Below are 13,831 nucleotides of genomic sequence, written 5' to 3' on the forward strand. Positions count from 1 at the left end.
GTGCCCGAGACAAATGAAAACGCCCCGTAGTTTCCCACGGGGCGTCGATACCGAGCAGCAAGACCATTATAAAGTCTCTAGCTTTCTAGGAAAGCGTTCAGCCTTTTTCTTCGATGATCTCAACCATGTGAGAAATCTTGCGGATCATGCCGCGAACGGAAGGTGTGTCTTCCAGTTCACGCACACGGTGCATTTTATTCAGACCCAGACCAATCAACGTAGCGCGCTGGTCGGCGGGGCGGCGGATTGGCGAGCCAACCTGCTTGATTACGATCGTCTTAGCCATGCTTATGCCTCCTCAGCGACTTGTGCGGACGATTCAACATTGTCCTCACGCTTGGGCAGAATGTCTGCAACTTTCTTGCCGCGACGCTGAGCAACAGCACGTGGCGAAGATTCTTTTTTCAGGCCGTCCATGGTGGCACGGATCATGTTGTAAGGGTTCTGAGTCCCGATGGACTTCGATACAACGTCCTTAACACCCAGCATTTCGAATACCGCACGCATTGGACCACCGGCGATGATCCCGGTACCTTCTGGTGCTGTGCGCATTACAACGCGACCGGCGCCGTGACGGCCTTCCATGTCGTGGTGCAAAGTGCGGCCTTCGCGCAGCTGAACGCGGATCATTTGGCGCTTAGCTTGCTCGGTGGCTTTGCGAATGGCTTCTGGAACCTCTTTCGCTTTACCTTTGCCGAAGCCTACGCGGCCCTTTTGGTCGCCAACAACGACAAGTGCAGCGAAGCCAAAGCGCTTACCACCCTTAACGGTTTTGGAAACGCGGTTGATCGCCACTAGGCGGTCGGCGAATTCGGGTGTCTCGTCGCGTTGGTTGCGGCGGTTGCCACCCCGGTTGTCATCTCTTGCCATGCGGCATCATCCTTTTGGTGCTGCGCTTGCGCGCGTCATAGAGTCAATCCAAGTGGGCAAAGCCCCCGGATCATCGAGGCGGCGCGAGACCCGCGCCGCCTACGTTCGCTTAGATTTTCAGACCGCCTTCACGGGCTGCATCGGCCAAAGCTTTGATCTTGCCGTGGAACAGGAAACCGCCACGGTCAAAATATGCTTCGCTTACACCGGCCTTCTTGGCACGCTCGGCGATTGCCGAACCAACCTTGGTCGCTGCTTCGATGTTGTTCTTGCCAACAACGCCCAAGTCTTTTTCCATCGAGGACGCGGAAGCCAATGTGACCCCGTTTACGTCGTCGATCAGCTGGGCGCTGATGTTTTTGTTCGAGCGGTGAACGGAGAGGCGAAGACGCCCTGCGTTGACCCGGCGAAGTTTGTTCCGAACGCGCAGGCGGCGTTTCAGAAACAGTTGTCTTTTGCTGTTTGCCATCTGTGCGATCCTTACTTCTTCTTGCCTTCTTTGCGGAAGACGAACTCACCCTTATAGCGGATGCCTTTGCCCTTGTAGGGCTCGGGCTTGCGCCATGCGCGGATGTTCGCAGCGACCTGACCAACAAGCTGTTCGTCAATGCCTTCTACCACAATCTCGGTCTGTTTCGGGGCTGTGACTGTCACACCTTCGGGTGCCACATAGTCAACATCGTGGGACAGGCCCAGGTTCAGTTTCAGCGTGTTGCCGTTCATGGCAGCACGATAACCAACACCCTGGATCTCAAGCTCTTTTTTGAAGCCTTCGGTGACGCCGGCAACCAGGTTGCTCACCATAGTGCGGCTCATGCCCCACTGCTGGCGTGCGCGCTTGGATTTGCCGCGTGGTGTGATGGTGACCACGTTGTCTTCGACAGCCAATGTAACGTCGTCAGTTGCCTTGAAGGAACGTGTTCCCTTGGGGCCTTTGACTTCGATGGTCTGGCCGCTCACGGATGCTGTAACACCGCTTGGCAGGTCGACCGGTTTTTTACCAATACGAGACATTTTGCTCTCCTTAGAATACGGTGCAGAGCACTTCGCCGCCAACGTTCTGGCTGCGTGCATTCTGATCCGACATCACACCCTTGGGGGTGGAGACAATCGACACACCAAGGCCCTGACGGACAACGGGAATGTCATTGACGCCCATGTAGACGCGGCGACCGGGCTTGGAAACCCGCTTCAGCTCGCGAATAACAGGTTCGCCCTCGTAGTACTTGAGGCTGATTTCAATCGCGGGGTGGCCATCGGCGCCCGTTTTTGCTTCGTAGCCACGGATGTAGCCTTCGTCTGCAAGCACGTCCAGAACCCATGCACGCAGCTTGGAAGCAGGTGTCATGACAGTGGATTTGCCGCGCAGCGAAGAGTTACGGATGCGTGTCAGCATATCTGCGATAGGATCGTTCATCTGATGCGCTCCTTACCAGCTCGACTTGACCATGCCGGGGATTTGGCCCGAAGAGCCAAGGTCCCGCAGCGCGATCCGCGAAATTTTCAGTTTACGGTAGTAAGCGTGTGGACGGCCTGTCAGCTGGCAGCGGTTGTGCAGACGCACAGCGCTGGAGTTGCGAGGCAGTTTTGCCAGCTTCAGGGAGGCGCGGAAACGCTCTTCCATCGGCTTGGATTCGTCGCTTACGATCTCTTTCAAGGCAGCGCGCTTGGCAGCGTACTTCTTGACCAGTGCTTCGCGCTTCTTTTCGCGCTCGATCATGGATTTCTTAGCCATATCTAAATCCTCCCCGCGCTTACGATGTGAAGGGCATGTTGAACGCTTTCAACAGTGCCTTCGCTTCAGCGTCGGTTTTCGCCGTGGTGGCGATCACGATGTCCATTCCCCAAGTTTCATCAACTTTATCAAAGTCGATTTCGGGGAACACGATGTGCTCTTTCAAGCCCATGGCGTAGTTGCCACGGCCGTCAAAGCTGTTGCCGTTGATGCCGCGGAAGTCGCGGATACGAGGCATTGCGATCGTGATCAGACGATCCAGGAATTCGTACATACGCTCGCCACGCAGGGTCACTTTCGCACCCAAAGGCATGTCTTCACGTACGCGGAAACCAGCGATGGATTTCTTGGCAACAGTTGTCAGCGCTTTTTGGCCGGCGATTGTTGTCAGGTCTTCCTGTGCGGATTTGGCTTTCTTGCTGTCACGAACAGCTTCTGCACCACAGCCGATGTTCAGAACGATTTTATCCAGACGCGGAATCTGCATTTCGTTCTTGTAACCGAACTCTTCCTTCAGAGCAGCGCGGATTTTGTCCGCGTATTCGCCCTTCAGGCGGGGTGTGTATGTTGCGTTATCAAGCATCGATCACGTCCCCCGTGGTTTTTGCAAAGCGCACTTTCTTGTCGCCTTCGATTTTAAAGCCAACGCGGGTTGCTTTGCCGTTGGCATCAACCAGCGCCAGGTTGCTCAGATCGATGGGCATCGCTTTGGGAATACGGCCGCCTTGCGACGTCTGGGACTGACGCGTGGCGCGGATTGCCATGTTGATACCATCTACGATTGCTTTGTTGGCCTTTGGGTCAACGGACGAGATGGAACCCGTCTTGCCCTTGTCCTTGCCAGCAAGCACGATGACTTTGTCACCTTTGCGAAGTTTAGCAGCCATTACAGCACCTCCGGCGCAAGCGAGATAATCTTCATGAAGTTTTTGGCGCGCAGCTCACGAACAACTGGCCCGAAGATACGTGTACCTACAGGTTCATTCGAGTTGTTCAGGATGACGGCGGCGTTACGATCGAAACGGATGGCTGTGCCATCTTCACGACGAACTTCCTTGGCAGTGCGAACGACGACGGCTTTACGCACGTCACCTTTTTTCACACGACCGCGAGGGATGGCTTCCTTGACCGACACGACAATGATGTCGCCGACGGATGCGTATTTACGCTTGGAACCACCCAATACCTTGATGCACTGAACACGGCGCGCGCCGCTGTTGTCAGCAACATCCAGGTTGGTCTGCATCTGGATCATTTGGTTTCTCCCGACCTTCTGGGGGGCGATGCGTGCCCTAACCCCAGGGTTTCGATTATATTGGTCCGCCCGAAATGGGCATCTCGCTCGTGCATTTGGGCCTTGCCGCCCTCAGAGTCAAGGGAAACAAGGACCTCAGGCCCGAGCGAGCAGTACCTTAAGCCTCAGCGGCTTGCAGCACTTCCCAACGTTTGGTTTTCGACTTTGGTGCACATTCGATGATGCGAACAGCGTCGCCCACTTTGAATGTGTTGTTCTCATCGTGCGCCCGGTATTTTTTGGACTTACGGATGGTTTTCTTCAGAACCGGGTGCGTAAAGCGACGCTCTACGGAAACGGTTACTGTCTGTGCGTTGGCATCGCTTGTCACGGTGCCTGTCAGGATACGTTTGGGCATACTCTCAGGCTCCTATTATTCAGCAGATGCCGCGGCAGCGGCTTTCTGGTTCAGAACGGTTTTGACACGTGCGACGTCACGCTTAACGGTCTTCAAACGTGCGGAGTTTTCCAGCTGGCCTGTGGCTTGCTGAAAACGCAGGTTGAAGGATTCTTTTTTCAGGTTAACAAGCTCATCGCGGAGTTGATCCGGCGTCTTGTCGTGCAGTTCTTTGGCGTTCATCGCCTCTTCCTTTCGACATCACCAGTAGGCCCCTTATGGGTGACCATGATTCTGGTGGAGTTCATGTGAAAGGTTCCTCTACAGGCCCTACCCCTGTTTGGCAAGCAAGCTTTCTATAAAACCGTATCGCCACCCAGAACAGGCTGATATAGAACGGCCCTATGTCACAGATCGAATCCCTTTTCGTCACCCGTCTTTACCGCGCCACCCTGTCCGAGCACGGTCAACCCGTTGATCCGGCCGAGCTGGAGGCCGCGTGCCTGTCCATCGCCGAGGATGACGAGGCCGGGCAGGAATGGTGCGAGGAACATGATTTCCCAGGCTACACCAGCTATGCATCGCTCACCGATCTGCCGTGGCGCTTCCCGATCTTCAAGACGGTGAAGAAAGCGCTGGATAAACACGTCAAGGCTTTTGCAAAGGAACTGGCGTTTGATCTGGACGGGCGCAAGCTCAAGCTGGAAGATCTCTGGATTAACATCCTACCCGAAGGCGGTATCCATACGGCGCATATCCATCCCCATTCGGTGATCTCCGGCACGACCTATGTGGCGATGCCCGAAGGCACGAGCGCGCTGAAGCTCGAAGATCCGCGGCTGCCGATGATGATGGCTGCCCCCGGTCGCAAGAAAGACGCCCCGCGGGAGCTGCGCCAGTTCGTCTATGCAGAACCCGTCGTCGGTGACGTGCTGCTTTGGGAAAGCTGGCTGCGGCACGAAGTGCCGATGAACATGTCCGAAGACGATCGCATCTCGGTCTCGTTCAACTACGCCTGGGGTTAACCACGTTTGGGCGGGGTTGCCTTGCGCGCCGCCTCTTGCTCTTTGATTGCGGCCTTTTCCTCTTTGGTCAGCTTATTGCCCCACTGATTATTGCTAAGCCCCAGATCATCCGGCATCGGCTTGGTCTTGCCCTTTTTGATCGTACCCCCCTTCTCAAGAAACGCTTTGATCAGGTCTTCGTCGGTGGTGGGCTTGGGCACATGTTTCATGTCAGCTCCTATAGGCAGGTTAGCCCGAGCCTATGCGCCACGCCTTGCACTGGCTAGACCCTGCCGCCGCTTATTCATCATGCATTAATGTTTCAAAAATCGCGGGCTGGATCACGTCACCGCGGGTTCAGCAGCTTGTGACTAGGATTGCATGTGTCCCGGTGCCATCTCGACCCCGTTACCGTAAACGATGCGCACATAAGGAAGCCCCACGTGGATACCCCAAACCAAATCCCCCTGCCCACCCTTGCCCTTGCCGGTCTGGTCGGCGAACTCACATTCGAGGCCTACGCATGGCTCGCCTCTCCCGTCCTGTTCGGCGTCAAGCTAGAGCCCGCGAACCTGGTCATCGGGCTAAGCAAAAAGCTTTTGGGCCTGGACCTGACTTACGGCGCGGCCTTCGCCGTCCACTTCCTGATTGGCGCGTTAGGATTTGCAGCGGTGGTCTATCTGACCAAGCGGATGACACAGCTCGGCTATATTGGCGCGGGTGCCCTGGCCGGCGTCATCTTGTGGTTTGTCGCCCAAGGCATTTTGGCACCGCTGATGGGGCGTAGCTTCATGATGGGTTTTGGCACCTACACGCAGTCATCCTTCGTGGGACATGTGGGCATGACCATTGTCATCGCGATGGTCTGGCAAAAACTGGCGCGCCGCCCCGCCAAGCTGTTTACCTAAACCCCGCACCAACCGACAAAAACAAAAGCCCCCGCTGATGTCTCAGCGGGGGCTTTTCTATTCATTCCTCCGACATGTGTCGAAGCGAAGGTCTTACCAATCTTCGCGTACAACGACGCGGGTTTTGATAGGCAGCTTCATCGCGGCAAGACGCAGAGCCTCTTGTGCAACGTCCTCGGCGACACCGTCGATTTCGAACATAACACGGCCTGGTTTGACCTTGCAGACCCAACGATCCACGGAACCTTTACCTTTACCCATACGAACTTCGATGGGCTTTGCGGTGACAGGAACATCCGGGAAAATACGGATCCAGACACGGCCTTGACGCTTCATGTGACGCGTCATGGCACGACGAGCAGCTTCGATCTGACGTGCAGTTACACGCTCGGGCTCGAGAGCCTTCAGACCGTAGGTACCAAAGTTCAGGTCAGACCCGCCCTTTGCCACACCTTTGATACGGCCTTTGTGCTGCTTGCGGAATTTAGTACGCTTTGGTTGTAGCATCTTTCATTCCCCCTTAGCGACGACCGCCGGCACCGCGTGGTGCTGGGCCGTCTTGCATTTCTTGTGCCTTGCGGTCACGAGCAGCCGGGTCATGTTCCATGATCTCGCCTTTGAAGATCCAGGTTTTGATCCCGATGATGCCGTAAGCGGTCGACGCTTCAACATGCGCGTAATCGATGTCGGCACGCAGAGTGTGGAGCGGCACGCGGCCTTCACGGTACCATTCGGTACGCGCGATTTCTGCACCACCCAGACGACCAGCAACGTTCACACGGATACCCAGGGCACCCATACGCATGGCGTTCTGTACCGCACGCTTCATGGCGCGACGGAAAGAGACCCGGCGTTCCAGCTGCTGTGCGATGGATTCACCAACAAGGGCTGCGTCCAGCTCTGGCTTGCGCACTTCAACGATGTTGAGGTGCAGGTCAGATTTGGTGATCTTGGCGATTTTCTGACGCAGACCTTCGATGTCTGCACCTTTCTTGCCGATGATCACACCGGGGCGCGCTGTGTGGATCGTGACGCGGCACTTCTTGTGTGGGCGTTCGATGATCACACGGGCGATACCGGCCTGTGCACATTCTTTCTTGATGAAGTCACGGATGGCGAGGTCTTCGAGCAGAAGATCACCATAGTCCTTCGTATCGGCGTACCAGCGGCTGTCCCAGGTGCGGTTGACCTGAAGACGCATACCGATCGGATTTACTTTGTTACCCATCAGGCTTGCTCCTCAACTTGACGCACGACAATCGTGATTTCCGAAAACGGCTTGATGATCTTGCCGAAACGGCCACGCGCACGTGGACGACCACGCTTCATGATCAGGTTCTTGCCGACATATGCTTCGGCAACGACCAGTTCATCCACGTCAAGGTTGTGGTTGTTTTCGCCGTTCGCGATGGCGGACTGAAGGCATTTCTTCACGTCCTGTGCGATCCGCTTTTTCGAGAAGGTCAGGTCCGTCAGGGCCTTGTCTACCTTCTTGCCACGGATCATCGCGGCGACGAGGTTCAGTTTCTGCGGGCTTGTGCGAAGCATGCGCAGTTTTGCACGGGCTTCGTTGTCAGCCACGCGGCGGGGATTTTTATCCTTGCTCATGGCTTATTTCCGCTTCGCTTTTTTGTCAGCTGCGTGACCATAATAGGTGCGAGTTGGCGAATACTCACCAAACTTCTGACCGATCATTTCTTCGCTGACGTTTACTGGGATATGCTTGTGACCGTTGTACACGCCGAACGTCAGGCCAACAAACTGTGGCAGGATCGTGGAACGGCGCGACCAGATTTTGATCACTTCGCTGCGACCGCTTTCGCGGGAGGCTTCGGCCTTCTTGAGGACATAAGAGTCAACAAAAGGACCTTTCCATACTGAACGAGACATCTATTAACGCCCCTTCTTCTTGGCGTGGCGCGAGCGTAGGATAAGCTTGCTGGACGCTTTGTTCTTGTTGCGGGTTTTTGCACCCTTTGTGGGCTTGCCCCAAGGCGTAACAGGGTGACGACCACCCGATGTACGGCCTTCACCACCACCGTGAGGGTGGTCGATCGGGTTCATAACAACACCACGTACCGAAGGGCGGATACCCTTGTGACGCATGCGGCCCGCTTTACCGTAGTTCTGGTTGGAGTTGTCAGGGTTGGACACGGCACCAACGGTGGCCATGCATTCCTGACGCACCAGACGCAGTTCGCCCGAGGACAAACGGATCTGAGCGTATCCACCATCACGGCCTACGAACTGTGCGTAGGTACCGGCGGCGCGTGCGATCTGGCCGCCTTTGCCTGGCTTCATTTCGATGTTGTGAACGATTGTACCGATTGGCATGCCCGAAAATGGCATAGCGTTCCCAGGCTTGATGTCGGCCTTGGCCGAGGAAATCACCTTGTCGCCAACAGCGATACGCTGTGGGGCCAGGATGTAAGCCTGTTCGCCGTCTTCGTACTGGATCAGTGCGATGAATGCGGTCCGGTTAGGGTCATATTCGATGCGAGCGACAACCGCGGACATGTCCAGCTTGTTGCGCTTGAAATCGACGATACGGTAAAGGCGCTTTGCCCCACCGCCTGTGCGACGCATTGTGATCCGTCCGGTGTTGTTCCGACCGCCAGATTTGGTCAAACCCTGTGTAAGGGATTTGACCGGGCGGCCTTTCCAAAGCTCCGAACGGTCGATCAGTACCAGCCCACGCTGGCCTGGCGTCGTCGGTTTGTACGACTTGAGTGCCATGTTCTCTGTCTTCCGTTTTGCTTGTCCCCGGCCCCGTCGTGATGGTGCCGAGATGGTTGTAGGGCCCCGAAGGTCCCCAATTTGAAATGCCAGACAAAGAACCCCTTTGCCCAACCTCGCGCTTGGCTAGAACTCACCCATGCGCAAAACGACACAGCCCCGGACGAATCCGGGGCACTGCCGATGGGGTCGTTTAGGGGAGGATCAGCCGAGGGTCAAGGGAGCGTTCGGGAATAGTCTCGAAAACCCGACGTAGACCTACGCGGCGCCCTTCAGGACGCCATTGCCTTGACCTTGCGCGCGACGCTTTCAACCGACGGGTCGGCAGCCTTAGGTACAATACGGTAGACCGCATTCACAAAGCAGAACAGCGAAAACATCAGCAATCCGGCACAGAGCAGCCCAACCAGCACGCGCCCGTAGGCCTGCTGGTGCAACCATTCAAACGCCGCATCAATGCCGCCAGCATTTGATGCATTGGCGCTTATCGCGGCATAGGCGATCAAACCACCGATGATCAGCACCACGACACCCTGCGCAGCCACGCCGATACGCAACAGCGGATTCCAATGCAGGGTAAAGTGGTTCGCTTCCAAATGTTCGCGATACGACTGCGACGCGGCCTTGTAGAAATAGTAGAACCCCGTGCCCATCGTCGCCAGACCGATCCCGCCCACGACCCACACGCCCGCTGTGGTCTGCAGGAACTGGTTCAGCAGCTCCTTGCTGCTAGAGCCAGACGACGCCACCCCCAGCACCGTCACAGCCAGCGCACCGATGGCACCGTGGATCAGGCCTGTGACCAGCATCCCGAACCGCGCAACGATGCCCTTGGCCCCGCTGCCATATGCCTCAAGATCCCAAAAGCTATCAACTGCGCGCCAGATCGCATAGGCGAACATGCCCGTGGCGATCGCAAAAATCACTGCAACCCCCGTCGCGCCGTCTAACGACTGCAGCGTCGACTTGGTGCCCTCGGCCTGACCACCAGATACAACGGACCAGAGCGACAGCCCGGCCACGACAAGGTAAACCAATCCGCGCCCGGCATACCCCGTCCGCATGATCGGCACGGCCCAGGCGAAATCGTCGGGGTCATTATCAGACAGTATCTCTGATCGGGTGGACTGGACGGAGTTGATCGACATAGTGGCGCTATCCCTTCGGGCAAAGCCGGCCACCATTCAGCGGGGCCATTCCTTTGACGTGATGTGCAAGGTCAACGCGCCGTAGGTCGGCAGGTTCCCGCGCGACATGCGCAGCGGGTATCATTCAGGCACCACCGCCCTGAAAACGGAAAAGGCCCCCCGCCTTGCAGCGAGGGGCCCTTTAACTTTTACGTCCAGGCTGACTTACAGACCGGTGGATACGTCGATGGAGTTACCTTCTTCGAGCGTAACGTAAGCCTTTTTCACGTCTTTCCGGCGACCCATCTGGCCACGGAAACGCTTTGCCTTGCCTTTGGTGATGGTCGTGTTCACGGCCTTCACCTTGACACCAAAGAGAGCTTCAACAGCTTCTTTGATCATTGGCTTGTTGCTGTCGATCGCAACTTCGAAAACGACTGCATTGTGCTCGGAAGCCATTGTCGCTTTTTCAGTGATGATCGGCTTGCGGATCACATCGTAATGTTCGTGCTTGGCGCTCATTTCAAACGGGCCTCCAGTGCTTCGATCCCCGCTTTGGTGATCACGAGAGTGTCACGCTTGAGGATGTCATAGACGTTTGCACCCATCGTCGGCAGGATATCCAGACCTTCGATGTTGCGCGCGGCTTGCAAGAAGTTCTCATTTACCGAGGCACCGTCGATGATCAACGCGCGTTTCCAGCCCAGGTTCTTAACCTGTTTGGCCAAAGCAGCTGTTTTCCCATCGGATGTTACATCGTCGATGATGACCAGGTTGCCGGTTTTTGCCTTGGAAGACAAAGCGTGGCGCAGACCCAGTTTGCGGAACTTCTTGGTCAGGTCGTGGCCGTGGCTACGAGGGGTTGGACCCTTGTAGATACCACCCGAACGGAAGATCGGTGCAGAACGTGCGCCGTGGCGTGCGCCGCCGGTGCCTTTCTGACGATAGATCTTCTTGGTCGAATAGCTGACCTCGGACCGTGTCTTGACCTTGTGCGTACCCTGCTGCGCGTTGTTACGCTGCCAGCGGACAACACGGTGCAGAATGTCGGCGCGTGGTTCAAGACCGAACAGGGCCTCGTCCAAGTCTACCGAACCGGCTGCGCCGCCGTCGAGTTTGATGACATCAAGTTTCATTCGTCACCTTCCTTCTTGTCCGACTCAATGGATGCTTCGGCTTCGGCAAGTGCGGCAGCTTCGGTCGCTGCTTGCTCTTCTGCCAAGCGTGCTGCTTCTGCTTCGGCCTCTGCAGCGGCTGCTGCTGCGGCTTCTTCAGCGGCTTTCGCGGCTTCGTCAGCGGCGGATTTCAAAGCGGCAGGCAGGATCGCGTCTGCTGGGAACGGCTTTTTCACCGCGTCCTTAACAGTCACCCAACCACCTTTGGAGCCTGGTACGGCACCTTTGACCATGATCAGACCGCGTGCGCTGTCGGTTTTGACAACTTCGAGGTTCTGCGTGGTAACACGGGCAGCACCCATGTGACCGGCCATTTTCTTGCCTTTGAAAACCTTGCCTGGATCCTGACACTGACCTGTCGAACCATGCGAACGGTGAGAGATCGAAACACCGTGTGTCGCACGCAGACCGCCAAAGTTGTGGCGTTTCATCGCACCGGCAAAACCTTTACCGATGGAGGTGCCTGCAACGTCAACATACTGACCAGCAAAGTAGTGATCGGCGATGATTTCTTCGCCAACGTTCAACATGGCTTCGGGGTCCACACGGAACTCCGCAACCTTACGCTTGGGTTCAACCTTTGCCGCAGCAAAGTGACCACGCATGGCCTGCGACGTCCGCTTGGCCTTGGCTGTACCGGCACCAAGCTGAACAGCTGTGTAGCCGTCCTTCTCGGGGGTACGCTGAGCCACGACCTGCAGTTTGTCGAGCTGAAGAACGGTCACAGGGATCTGCTTACCGTCTTCCATGAACAAACGGGTCATGCCCATCTTTTTTGCAATAACGCCTGAGCGCAACATATTATTACCCTCCTACGCTTATGACTGCAGCTTGATCTCGACGTCCACACCAGCGGCCAGGTCGAGCTTCATCAGCGCGTCCACGGTCTGGGGGGTCGGATCAACGATATCCAGCAGACGCTTGTGCGTGCGGATTTCGAACTGGTCACGGGATTTCTTGTCAACGTGTGGGCCACGCAGAACTGTGAATTTTTCGATCTTGTTCGGCAGCGGGATTGGGCCGCGAACAGATGCACCGGTACGCTTGGCGGTGTTAACGATTTCCTGTGTGGACGCATCCAGCACGCGGTAATCGAACGCCTTCAAACGGATGCGGATATTTTGGCTTTGTGCCATATGTCATCATCCCTCATTGGGAGTAGAAACGAAGAGGAAGAGACGCCTCATCACGGCCCTTCATTGCGTTTTGTCGTAAATCAAACGGGGCGCGTAAAAACGCACCCCGCTGAGACTTGCGCTCTATAGGTCGAGTCGCGCCATGTGGCAAGGGGGGAATCCGAGGTTTCGTTCGAATCCGCCCAGTACGACCGCCATCCGCGATCAAAACAATCGTGTCATAGCCAGCACCGCCGCCCCCACACAACGAAAAAGGCCGCCCCGATTGGGAGCGGCCTTCGTCTTGTTGCCGGTGCGCGGGGTGACCCGCGGGTTGGCTTACTCGGTGATTTTGGAAACCACGCCCGCGCCAACGGTACGACCGCCTTCGCGGATCGCGAAGCGCAGACCGTCTTCCATCGCGATGGGGGCGATCAGCTCGACGTCGAACTGCAGGTTGTCGCCAGGCATAACCATTTCAGTGCCTTCTGGCAGCTGAACGGTACCGGTGACGTCTGTGGTCCGGAAGTAGAACTGTGGACGGTAGTTCGCGAAGAACGGCGTGTGACGGCCACCCTCTTCCTTGGTGAGGATATAGGCTTCGGCTGTGAACTTGGTGTGCGGCTTAACCGAACCTGGCTTACACAGAACCTGACCACGCTCAACGCCTTCACGGTCGATACCGCGCAGCAGGGCGCCGATGTTGTCGCCAGCTTCCCCACGGTCCAGCAGTTTGCGGAACATTTCAACGCCGGTACATGTGGTTTTCTTTGTGTCGCGGATGCCGACGATTTCGATTTCGTCGCCAACGTTGATCACGCCACGCTCAACACGGCCGGTCACAACTGTACCACGACCGGAGATCGAGAAGACGTCTTCCACAGGCATCAGGAACGGCTGGTCAACAGCGCGCTCTGGTGTCGGGATGTAGTTGTCGACTTCTTCCATCAGCTTGCGGATGGAGTTCTCGCCGATGTTCTCGTCACGGCCTTCCATCGCCGCCAGAGCGGAACCTGGGATCACAGGGATGTCGTCGCCTGGGTAGTCGTAGGAAGACAGCAGTTCGCGGATTTCCATTTCAACCAGTTCCAGCAGCTCTTCATCGTCCACCTGGTCTACTTTGTTCATGTAGACAACCATGGCGGGAATGCCGACCTGACGGCCCAGCAGGATGTGCTCGCGGGTCTGTGGCATGGGGCCATCAGCAGCGTTCACAACCAGGATCGCGCCGTCCATCTGCGCCGCACCGGTGATCATGTTTTTCACATAGTCAGCGTGGCCTGGGCAGTCGACGTGGGCGTAGTGACGACCTTCGGTCTCATACTCAACGTGTGCGGTCGAGATGGTGATGCCACGTGCTTTTTCTTCGGGCGCGCCGTCAATCTGGTCATAGGCGCGGAAGTCGCCGAAGTACTTGGTGATCGCCGCGGTCAACGTGGTTTTGCCGTGGTCAACGTGACCAATGGTACCGATGTTAACGTGTGGTTTATTACGTTCAAACTTTGCCTTAGCCATGGTGGCCTCCTTGGT

Annotated in this window: 25 protein-coding genes; 2 read left to right on the forward strand and 23 right to left on the reverse strand. The window is 56.5% G+C overall.

All coding sequences use genetic code 11. The annotated features are described in order from the left end of the window. Window positions 1-97 precede the first annotated feature (97 nt). The 11 genes from rpmD to rpmC form a co-directional block, all read right to left on the reverse strand. Window positions 98-286, reverse strand: coding sequence for a 50S ribosomal protein L30 (gene rpmD / locus EE36_RS04210; protein WP_005849797.1), 189 nt, complete (start codon window positions 284-286; stop codon window positions 98-100). 2 nt (window positions 287-288) lie between these two features. Continuing rightward, window positions 289-870 (reverse strand): 30S ribosomal protein S5, encoded by a 582-nt coding sequence (gene rpsE / locus EE36_RS04215; RefSeq protein WP_005849799.1) that lies wholly within the window; start codon window positions 868-870, stop codon window positions 289-291. Window positions 871-979: 109 nt separating this feature from the next. Then, window positions 980-1,339 (reverse strand): 50S ribosomal protein L18, encoded by a 360-nt coding sequence (rplR, locus tag EE36_RS04220; RefSeq protein ID WP_005849801.1) that lies wholly within the window; start codon window positions 1,337-1,339, stop codon window positions 980-982. A gap of 11 nt (window positions 1,340-1,350) precedes the next feature. Beyond that, the gene (gene rplF, locus EE36_RS04225) at window positions 1,351-1,884 is read right to left on the reverse strand and encodes a 50S ribosomal protein L6 (protein ID WP_005849804.1); all 534 of its coding nucleotides are present in this window, start codon (window positions 1,882-1,884) and stop codon (window positions 1,351-1,353) included. Window positions 1,885-1,894: 10 nt separating this feature from the next. Then, window positions 1,895-2,287 (reverse strand): 30S ribosomal protein S8, encoded by a 393-nt coding sequence (rpsH, locus tag EE36_RS04230; protein WP_005849806.1) that lies wholly within the window; start codon window positions 2,285-2,287, stop codon window positions 1,895-1,897. Between the two features lie 12 nt (window positions 2,288-2,299). After that, window positions 2,300-2,605 (reverse strand): 30S ribosomal protein S14, encoded by a 306-nt coding sequence (gene rpsN, locus EE36_RS04235; protein WP_005849808.1) that lies wholly within the window; start codon window positions 2,603-2,605, stop codon window positions 2,300-2,302. A gap of 19 nt (window positions 2,606-2,624) precedes the next feature. After that, on the reverse strand, window positions 2,625-3,188 hold the full coding sequence (rplE, locus tag EE36_RS04240; protein ID WP_005849810.1) for a 50S ribosomal protein L5: 564 nt from the start codon (window positions 3,186-3,188) through the stop codon (window positions 2,625-2,627). Next, the gene (rplX, locus tag EE36_RS04245; protein ID WP_005849812.1) at window positions 3,181-3,492 is read right to left on the reverse strand and encodes a 50S ribosomal protein L24; all 312 of its coding nucleotides are present in this window, start codon (window positions 3,490-3,492) and stop codon (window positions 3,181-3,183) included. Before rplX ends, rplE begins: the two co-directional genes overlap by 8 nt. Continuing rightward, on the reverse strand, window positions 3,492-3,860 hold the full coding sequence (gene rplN, locus EE36_RS04250; RefSeq protein ID WP_005849814.1) for a 50S ribosomal protein L14: 369 nt from the start codon (window positions 3,858-3,860) through the stop codon (window positions 3,492-3,494). Before rplN ends, rplX begins: the two co-directional genes overlap by 1 nt. A gap of 157 nt (window positions 3,861-4,017) precedes the next feature. Next, entirely contained in the window at window positions 4,018-4,257 is a 240-nt protein-coding gene (rpsQ, locus tag EE36_RS04255; protein WP_005849816.1) for a 30S ribosomal protein S17, read from the reverse strand. A gap of 15 nt (window positions 4,258-4,272) precedes the next feature. Then, the gene (rpmC, locus tag EE36_RS04260; RefSeq protein ID WP_005849818.1) at window positions 4,273-4,479 is read right to left on the reverse strand and encodes a 50S ribosomal protein L29; all 207 of its coding nucleotides are present in this window, start codon (window positions 4,477-4,479) and stop codon (window positions 4,273-4,275) included. A gap of 161 nt (window positions 4,480-4,640) precedes the next feature. Here rpmC and EE36_RS04265 point away from each other — a divergent pair, with 161 nt between their 5' ends. Beyond that, a complete protein-coding gene (locus tag EE36_RS04265) occupies window positions 4,641-5,261 on the forward strand; it encodes a TIGR02466 family protein (RefSeq protein WP_005849820.1) in 621 nt (206 codons plus the stop codon). Here the strand turns inward: EE36_RS04265 and EE36_RS04270 are convergent. Beyond that, window positions 5,258-5,470: a hypothetical protein gene (locus tag EE36_RS04270; RefSeq protein WP_005849822.1), complete on the reverse strand. Its 213-nt coding sequence runs from the start codon at window positions 5,468-5,470 to the stop codon at window positions 5,258-5,260. The two genes, EE36_RS04265 and EE36_RS04270, sit on opposite strands and share 4 nt — an antisense overlap. 213 nt (window positions 5,471-5,683) lie before the next feature. Here EE36_RS04270 and EE36_RS04275 point away from each other — a divergent pair, with 213 nt between their 5' ends. After that, window positions 5,684-6,148, forward strand: coding sequence for a hypothetical protein (locus tag EE36_RS04275; RefSeq protein ID WP_005849824.1), 465 nt, complete (start codon window positions 5,684-5,686; stop codon window positions 6,146-6,148). Window positions 6,149-6,241: 93 nt separating this feature from the next. Here EE36_RS04275 and rplP read toward each other — a convergent pair whose 3' ends face one another. The 11 genes from rplP to tuf form a co-directional block, all read right to left on the reverse strand. Continuing rightward, window positions 6,242-6,655, reverse strand: a complete 414-nt coding sequence (rplP, locus tag EE36_RS04280; RefSeq protein ID WP_005849828.1) for a 50S ribosomal protein L16 — start codon at window positions 6,653-6,655, stop codon at window positions 6,242-6,244. A gap of 13 nt (window positions 6,656-6,668) precedes the next feature. Continuing rightward, window positions 6,669-7,376, reverse strand: coding sequence for a 30S ribosomal protein S3 (rpsC, locus tag EE36_RS04285; protein WP_005849830.1), 708 nt, complete (start codon window positions 7,374-7,376; stop codon window positions 6,669-6,671). Then, a complete protein-coding gene (gene rplV / locus EE36_RS04290) occupies window positions 7,376-7,756 on the reverse strand; it encodes a 50S ribosomal protein L22 (RefSeq protein WP_005849831.1) in 381 nt (126 codons plus the stop codon). Before rplV ends, rpsC begins: the two co-directional genes overlap by 1 nt. A 3-nt stretch (window positions 7,757-7,759) precedes the next feature. After that, window positions 7,760-8,038: a 30S ribosomal protein S19 gene (rpsS, locus tag EE36_RS04295; protein WP_005849833.1), complete on the reverse strand. Its 279-nt coding sequence runs from the start codon at window positions 8,036-8,038 to the stop codon at window positions 7,760-7,762. Window positions 8,039-8,041: 3 nt separating this feature from the next. Beyond that, window positions 8,042-8,884 (reverse strand): 50S ribosomal protein L2, encoded by an 843-nt coding sequence (gene rplB / locus EE36_RS04300; RefSeq protein WP_005849835.1) that lies wholly within the window; start codon window positions 8,882-8,884, stop codon window positions 8,042-8,044. A gap of 272 nt (window positions 8,885-9,156) precedes the next feature. Continuing rightward, window positions 9,157-10,032, reverse strand: coding sequence for a DUF1206 domain-containing protein (locus tag EE36_RS04305; RefSeq protein ID WP_005849837.1), 876 nt, complete (start codon window positions 10,030-10,032; stop codon window positions 9,157-9,159). Between the two features lie 204 nt (window positions 10,033-10,236). After that, complete coding sequence (locus EE36_RS04310; protein ID WP_005849839.1) at window positions 10,237-10,533, reverse strand: 50S ribosomal protein L23; 297 nt, start codon at window positions 10,531-10,533, stop codon at window positions 10,237-10,239. Continuing rightward, the gene (gene rplD / locus EE36_RS04315; protein WP_005849841.1) at window positions 10,530-11,147 is read right to left on the reverse strand and encodes a 50S ribosomal protein L4; all 618 of its coding nucleotides are present in this window, start codon (window positions 11,145-11,147) and stop codon (window positions 10,530-10,532) included. Before rplD ends, EE36_RS04310 begins: the two co-directional genes overlap by 4 nt. Beyond that, a complete protein-coding gene (gene rplC / locus EE36_RS04320) occupies window positions 11,144-11,986 on the reverse strand; it encodes a 50S ribosomal protein L3 (protein ID WP_005849843.1) in 843 nt (280 codons plus the stop codon). The genes rplD and rplC overlap by 4 nt, the downstream gene beginning before the upstream one ends. Window positions 11,987-12,004: 18 nt before the next feature. Next, complete coding sequence (gene rpsJ / locus EE36_RS04325) at window positions 12,005-12,322, reverse strand: 30S ribosomal protein S10 (RefSeq protein WP_005849850.1); 318 nt, start codon at window positions 12,320-12,322, stop codon at window positions 12,005-12,007. Between the two features lie 318 nt (window positions 12,323-12,640). After that, window positions 12,641-13,816 carry an elongation factor Tu gene (tuf, locus tag EE36_RS04330; protein ID WP_005849852.1) on the reverse strand — a complete coding sequence of 392 codons (1,176 nt, stop codon included), beginning with the start codon at window positions 13,814-13,816 and terminating at the stop codon, window positions 12,641-12,643. Between the last annotated feature and the right edge of the window lie 15 nt (window positions 13,817-13,831).

The sequence above is a fragment of the Sulfitobacter sp. EE-36 genome (assembly GCF_000152605.1).
GTDB lineage: Bacteria > Pseudomonadota > Alphaproteobacteria > Rhodobacterales > Rhodobacteraceae > Sulfitobacter > Sulfitobacter pontiacus.

Excerpts from the sequence above, each read along its gene's own strand:
- rpmD (WP_005849797.1), bottom strand. The coding sequence starts at position 286 with ATGGCTAAGACGATCGTAATCAAGCAGGTTGGCTCGCCAATCCGCCGC.
- rpsE (WP_005849799.1), bottom strand. The coding sequence starts at position 870 with ATGGCAAGAGATGACAACCGGGGTGGCAACCGCCGCAACCAACGCGAC.
- rplR (WP_005849801.1), bottom strand. The coding sequence starts at position 1,339 with ATGGCAAACAGCAAAAGACAACTGTTTCTGAAACGCCGCCTGCGCGTT.
- rplF (WP_005849804.1), bottom strand. The coding sequence starts at position 1,884 with ATGTCTCGTATTGGTAAAAAACCGGTCGACCTGCCAAGCGGTGTTACA.
- rpsH (WP_005849806.1), bottom strand. The coding sequence starts at position 2,287 with ATGAACGATCCTATCGCAGATATGCTGACACGCATCCGTAACTCTTCG.
- rpsN (WP_005849808.1), bottom strand. The coding sequence starts at position 2,605 with ATGGCTAAGAAATCCATGATCGAGCGCGAAAAGAAGCGCGAAGCACTG.
- rplE (WP_005849810.1), bottom strand. The coding sequence starts at position 3,188 with ATGCTTGATAACGCAACATACACACCCCGCCTGAAGGGCGAATACGCG.
- rplX (WP_005849812.1), bottom strand. The coding sequence starts at position 3,492 with ATGGCTGCTAAACTTCGCAAAGGTGACAAAGTCATCGTGCTTGCTGGC.
- rplN (WP_005849814.1), bottom strand. The coding sequence starts at position 3,860 with ATGATCCAGATGCAGACCAACCTGGATGTTGCTGACAACAGCGGCGCG.
- rpsQ (WP_005849816.1), bottom strand. The coding sequence starts at position 4,257 with ATGCCCAAACGTATCCTGACAGGCACCGTGACAAGCGATGCCAACGCA.
- rpmC (WP_005849818.1), bottom strand. The coding sequence starts at position 4,479 with ATGAACGCCAAAGAACTGCACGACAAGACGCCGGATCAACTCCGCGAT.
- EE36_RS04265 (WP_005849820.1), top strand. The coding sequence starts at position 4,641 with ATGTCACAGATCGAATCCCTTTTCGTCACCCGTCTTTACCGCGCCACC.
- EE36_RS04270 (WP_005849822.1), bottom strand. The coding sequence starts at position 5,470 with ATGAAACATGTGCCCAAGCCCACCACCGACGAAGACCTGATCAAAGCG.
- rplP (WP_005849828.1), bottom strand. The coding sequence starts at position 6,655 with ATGCTACAACCAAAGCGTACTAAATTCCGCAAGCAGCACAAAGGCCGT.
- rpsC (WP_005849830.1), bottom strand. The coding sequence starts at position 7,376 with ATGGGTAACAAAGTAAATCCGATCGGTATGCGTCTTCAGGTCAACCGC.
- rplV (WP_005849831.1), bottom strand. The coding sequence starts at position 7,756 with ATGAGCAAGGATAAAAATCCCCGCCGCGTGGCTGACAACGAAGCCCGT.
- rpsS (WP_005849833.1), bottom strand. The coding sequence starts at position 8,038 with ATGTCTCGTTCAGTATGGAAAGGTCCTTTTGTTGACTCTTATGTCCTC.
- rplB (WP_005849835.1), bottom strand. The coding sequence starts at position 8,884 with ATGGCACTCAAGTCGTACAAACCGACGACGCCAGGCCAGCGTGGGCTG.
- EE36_RS04305 (WP_005849837.1), bottom strand. The coding sequence starts at position 10,032 with ATGTCGATCAACTCCGTCCAGTCCACCCGATCAGAGATACTGTCTGAT.
- EE36_RS04310 (WP_005849839.1), bottom strand. The coding sequence starts at position 10,533 with ATGAGCGCCAAGCACGAACATTACGATGTGATCCGCAAGCCGATCATC.
- rplD (WP_005849841.1), bottom strand. The coding sequence starts at position 11,147 with ATGAAACTTGATGTCATCAAACTCGACGGCGGCGCAGCCGGTTCGGTA.
- rplC (WP_005849843.1), bottom strand. The coding sequence starts at position 11,986 with ATGTTGCGCTCAGGCGTTATTGCAAAAAAGATGGGCATGACCCGTTTG.
- rpsJ (WP_005849850.1), bottom strand. The coding sequence starts at position 12,322 with ATGGCACAAAGCCAAAATATCCGCATCCGTTTGAAGGCGTTCGATTAC.
- tuf (WP_005849852.1), bottom strand. The coding sequence starts at position 13,816 with ATGGCTAAGGCAAAGTTTGAACGTAATAAACCACACGTTAACATCGGT.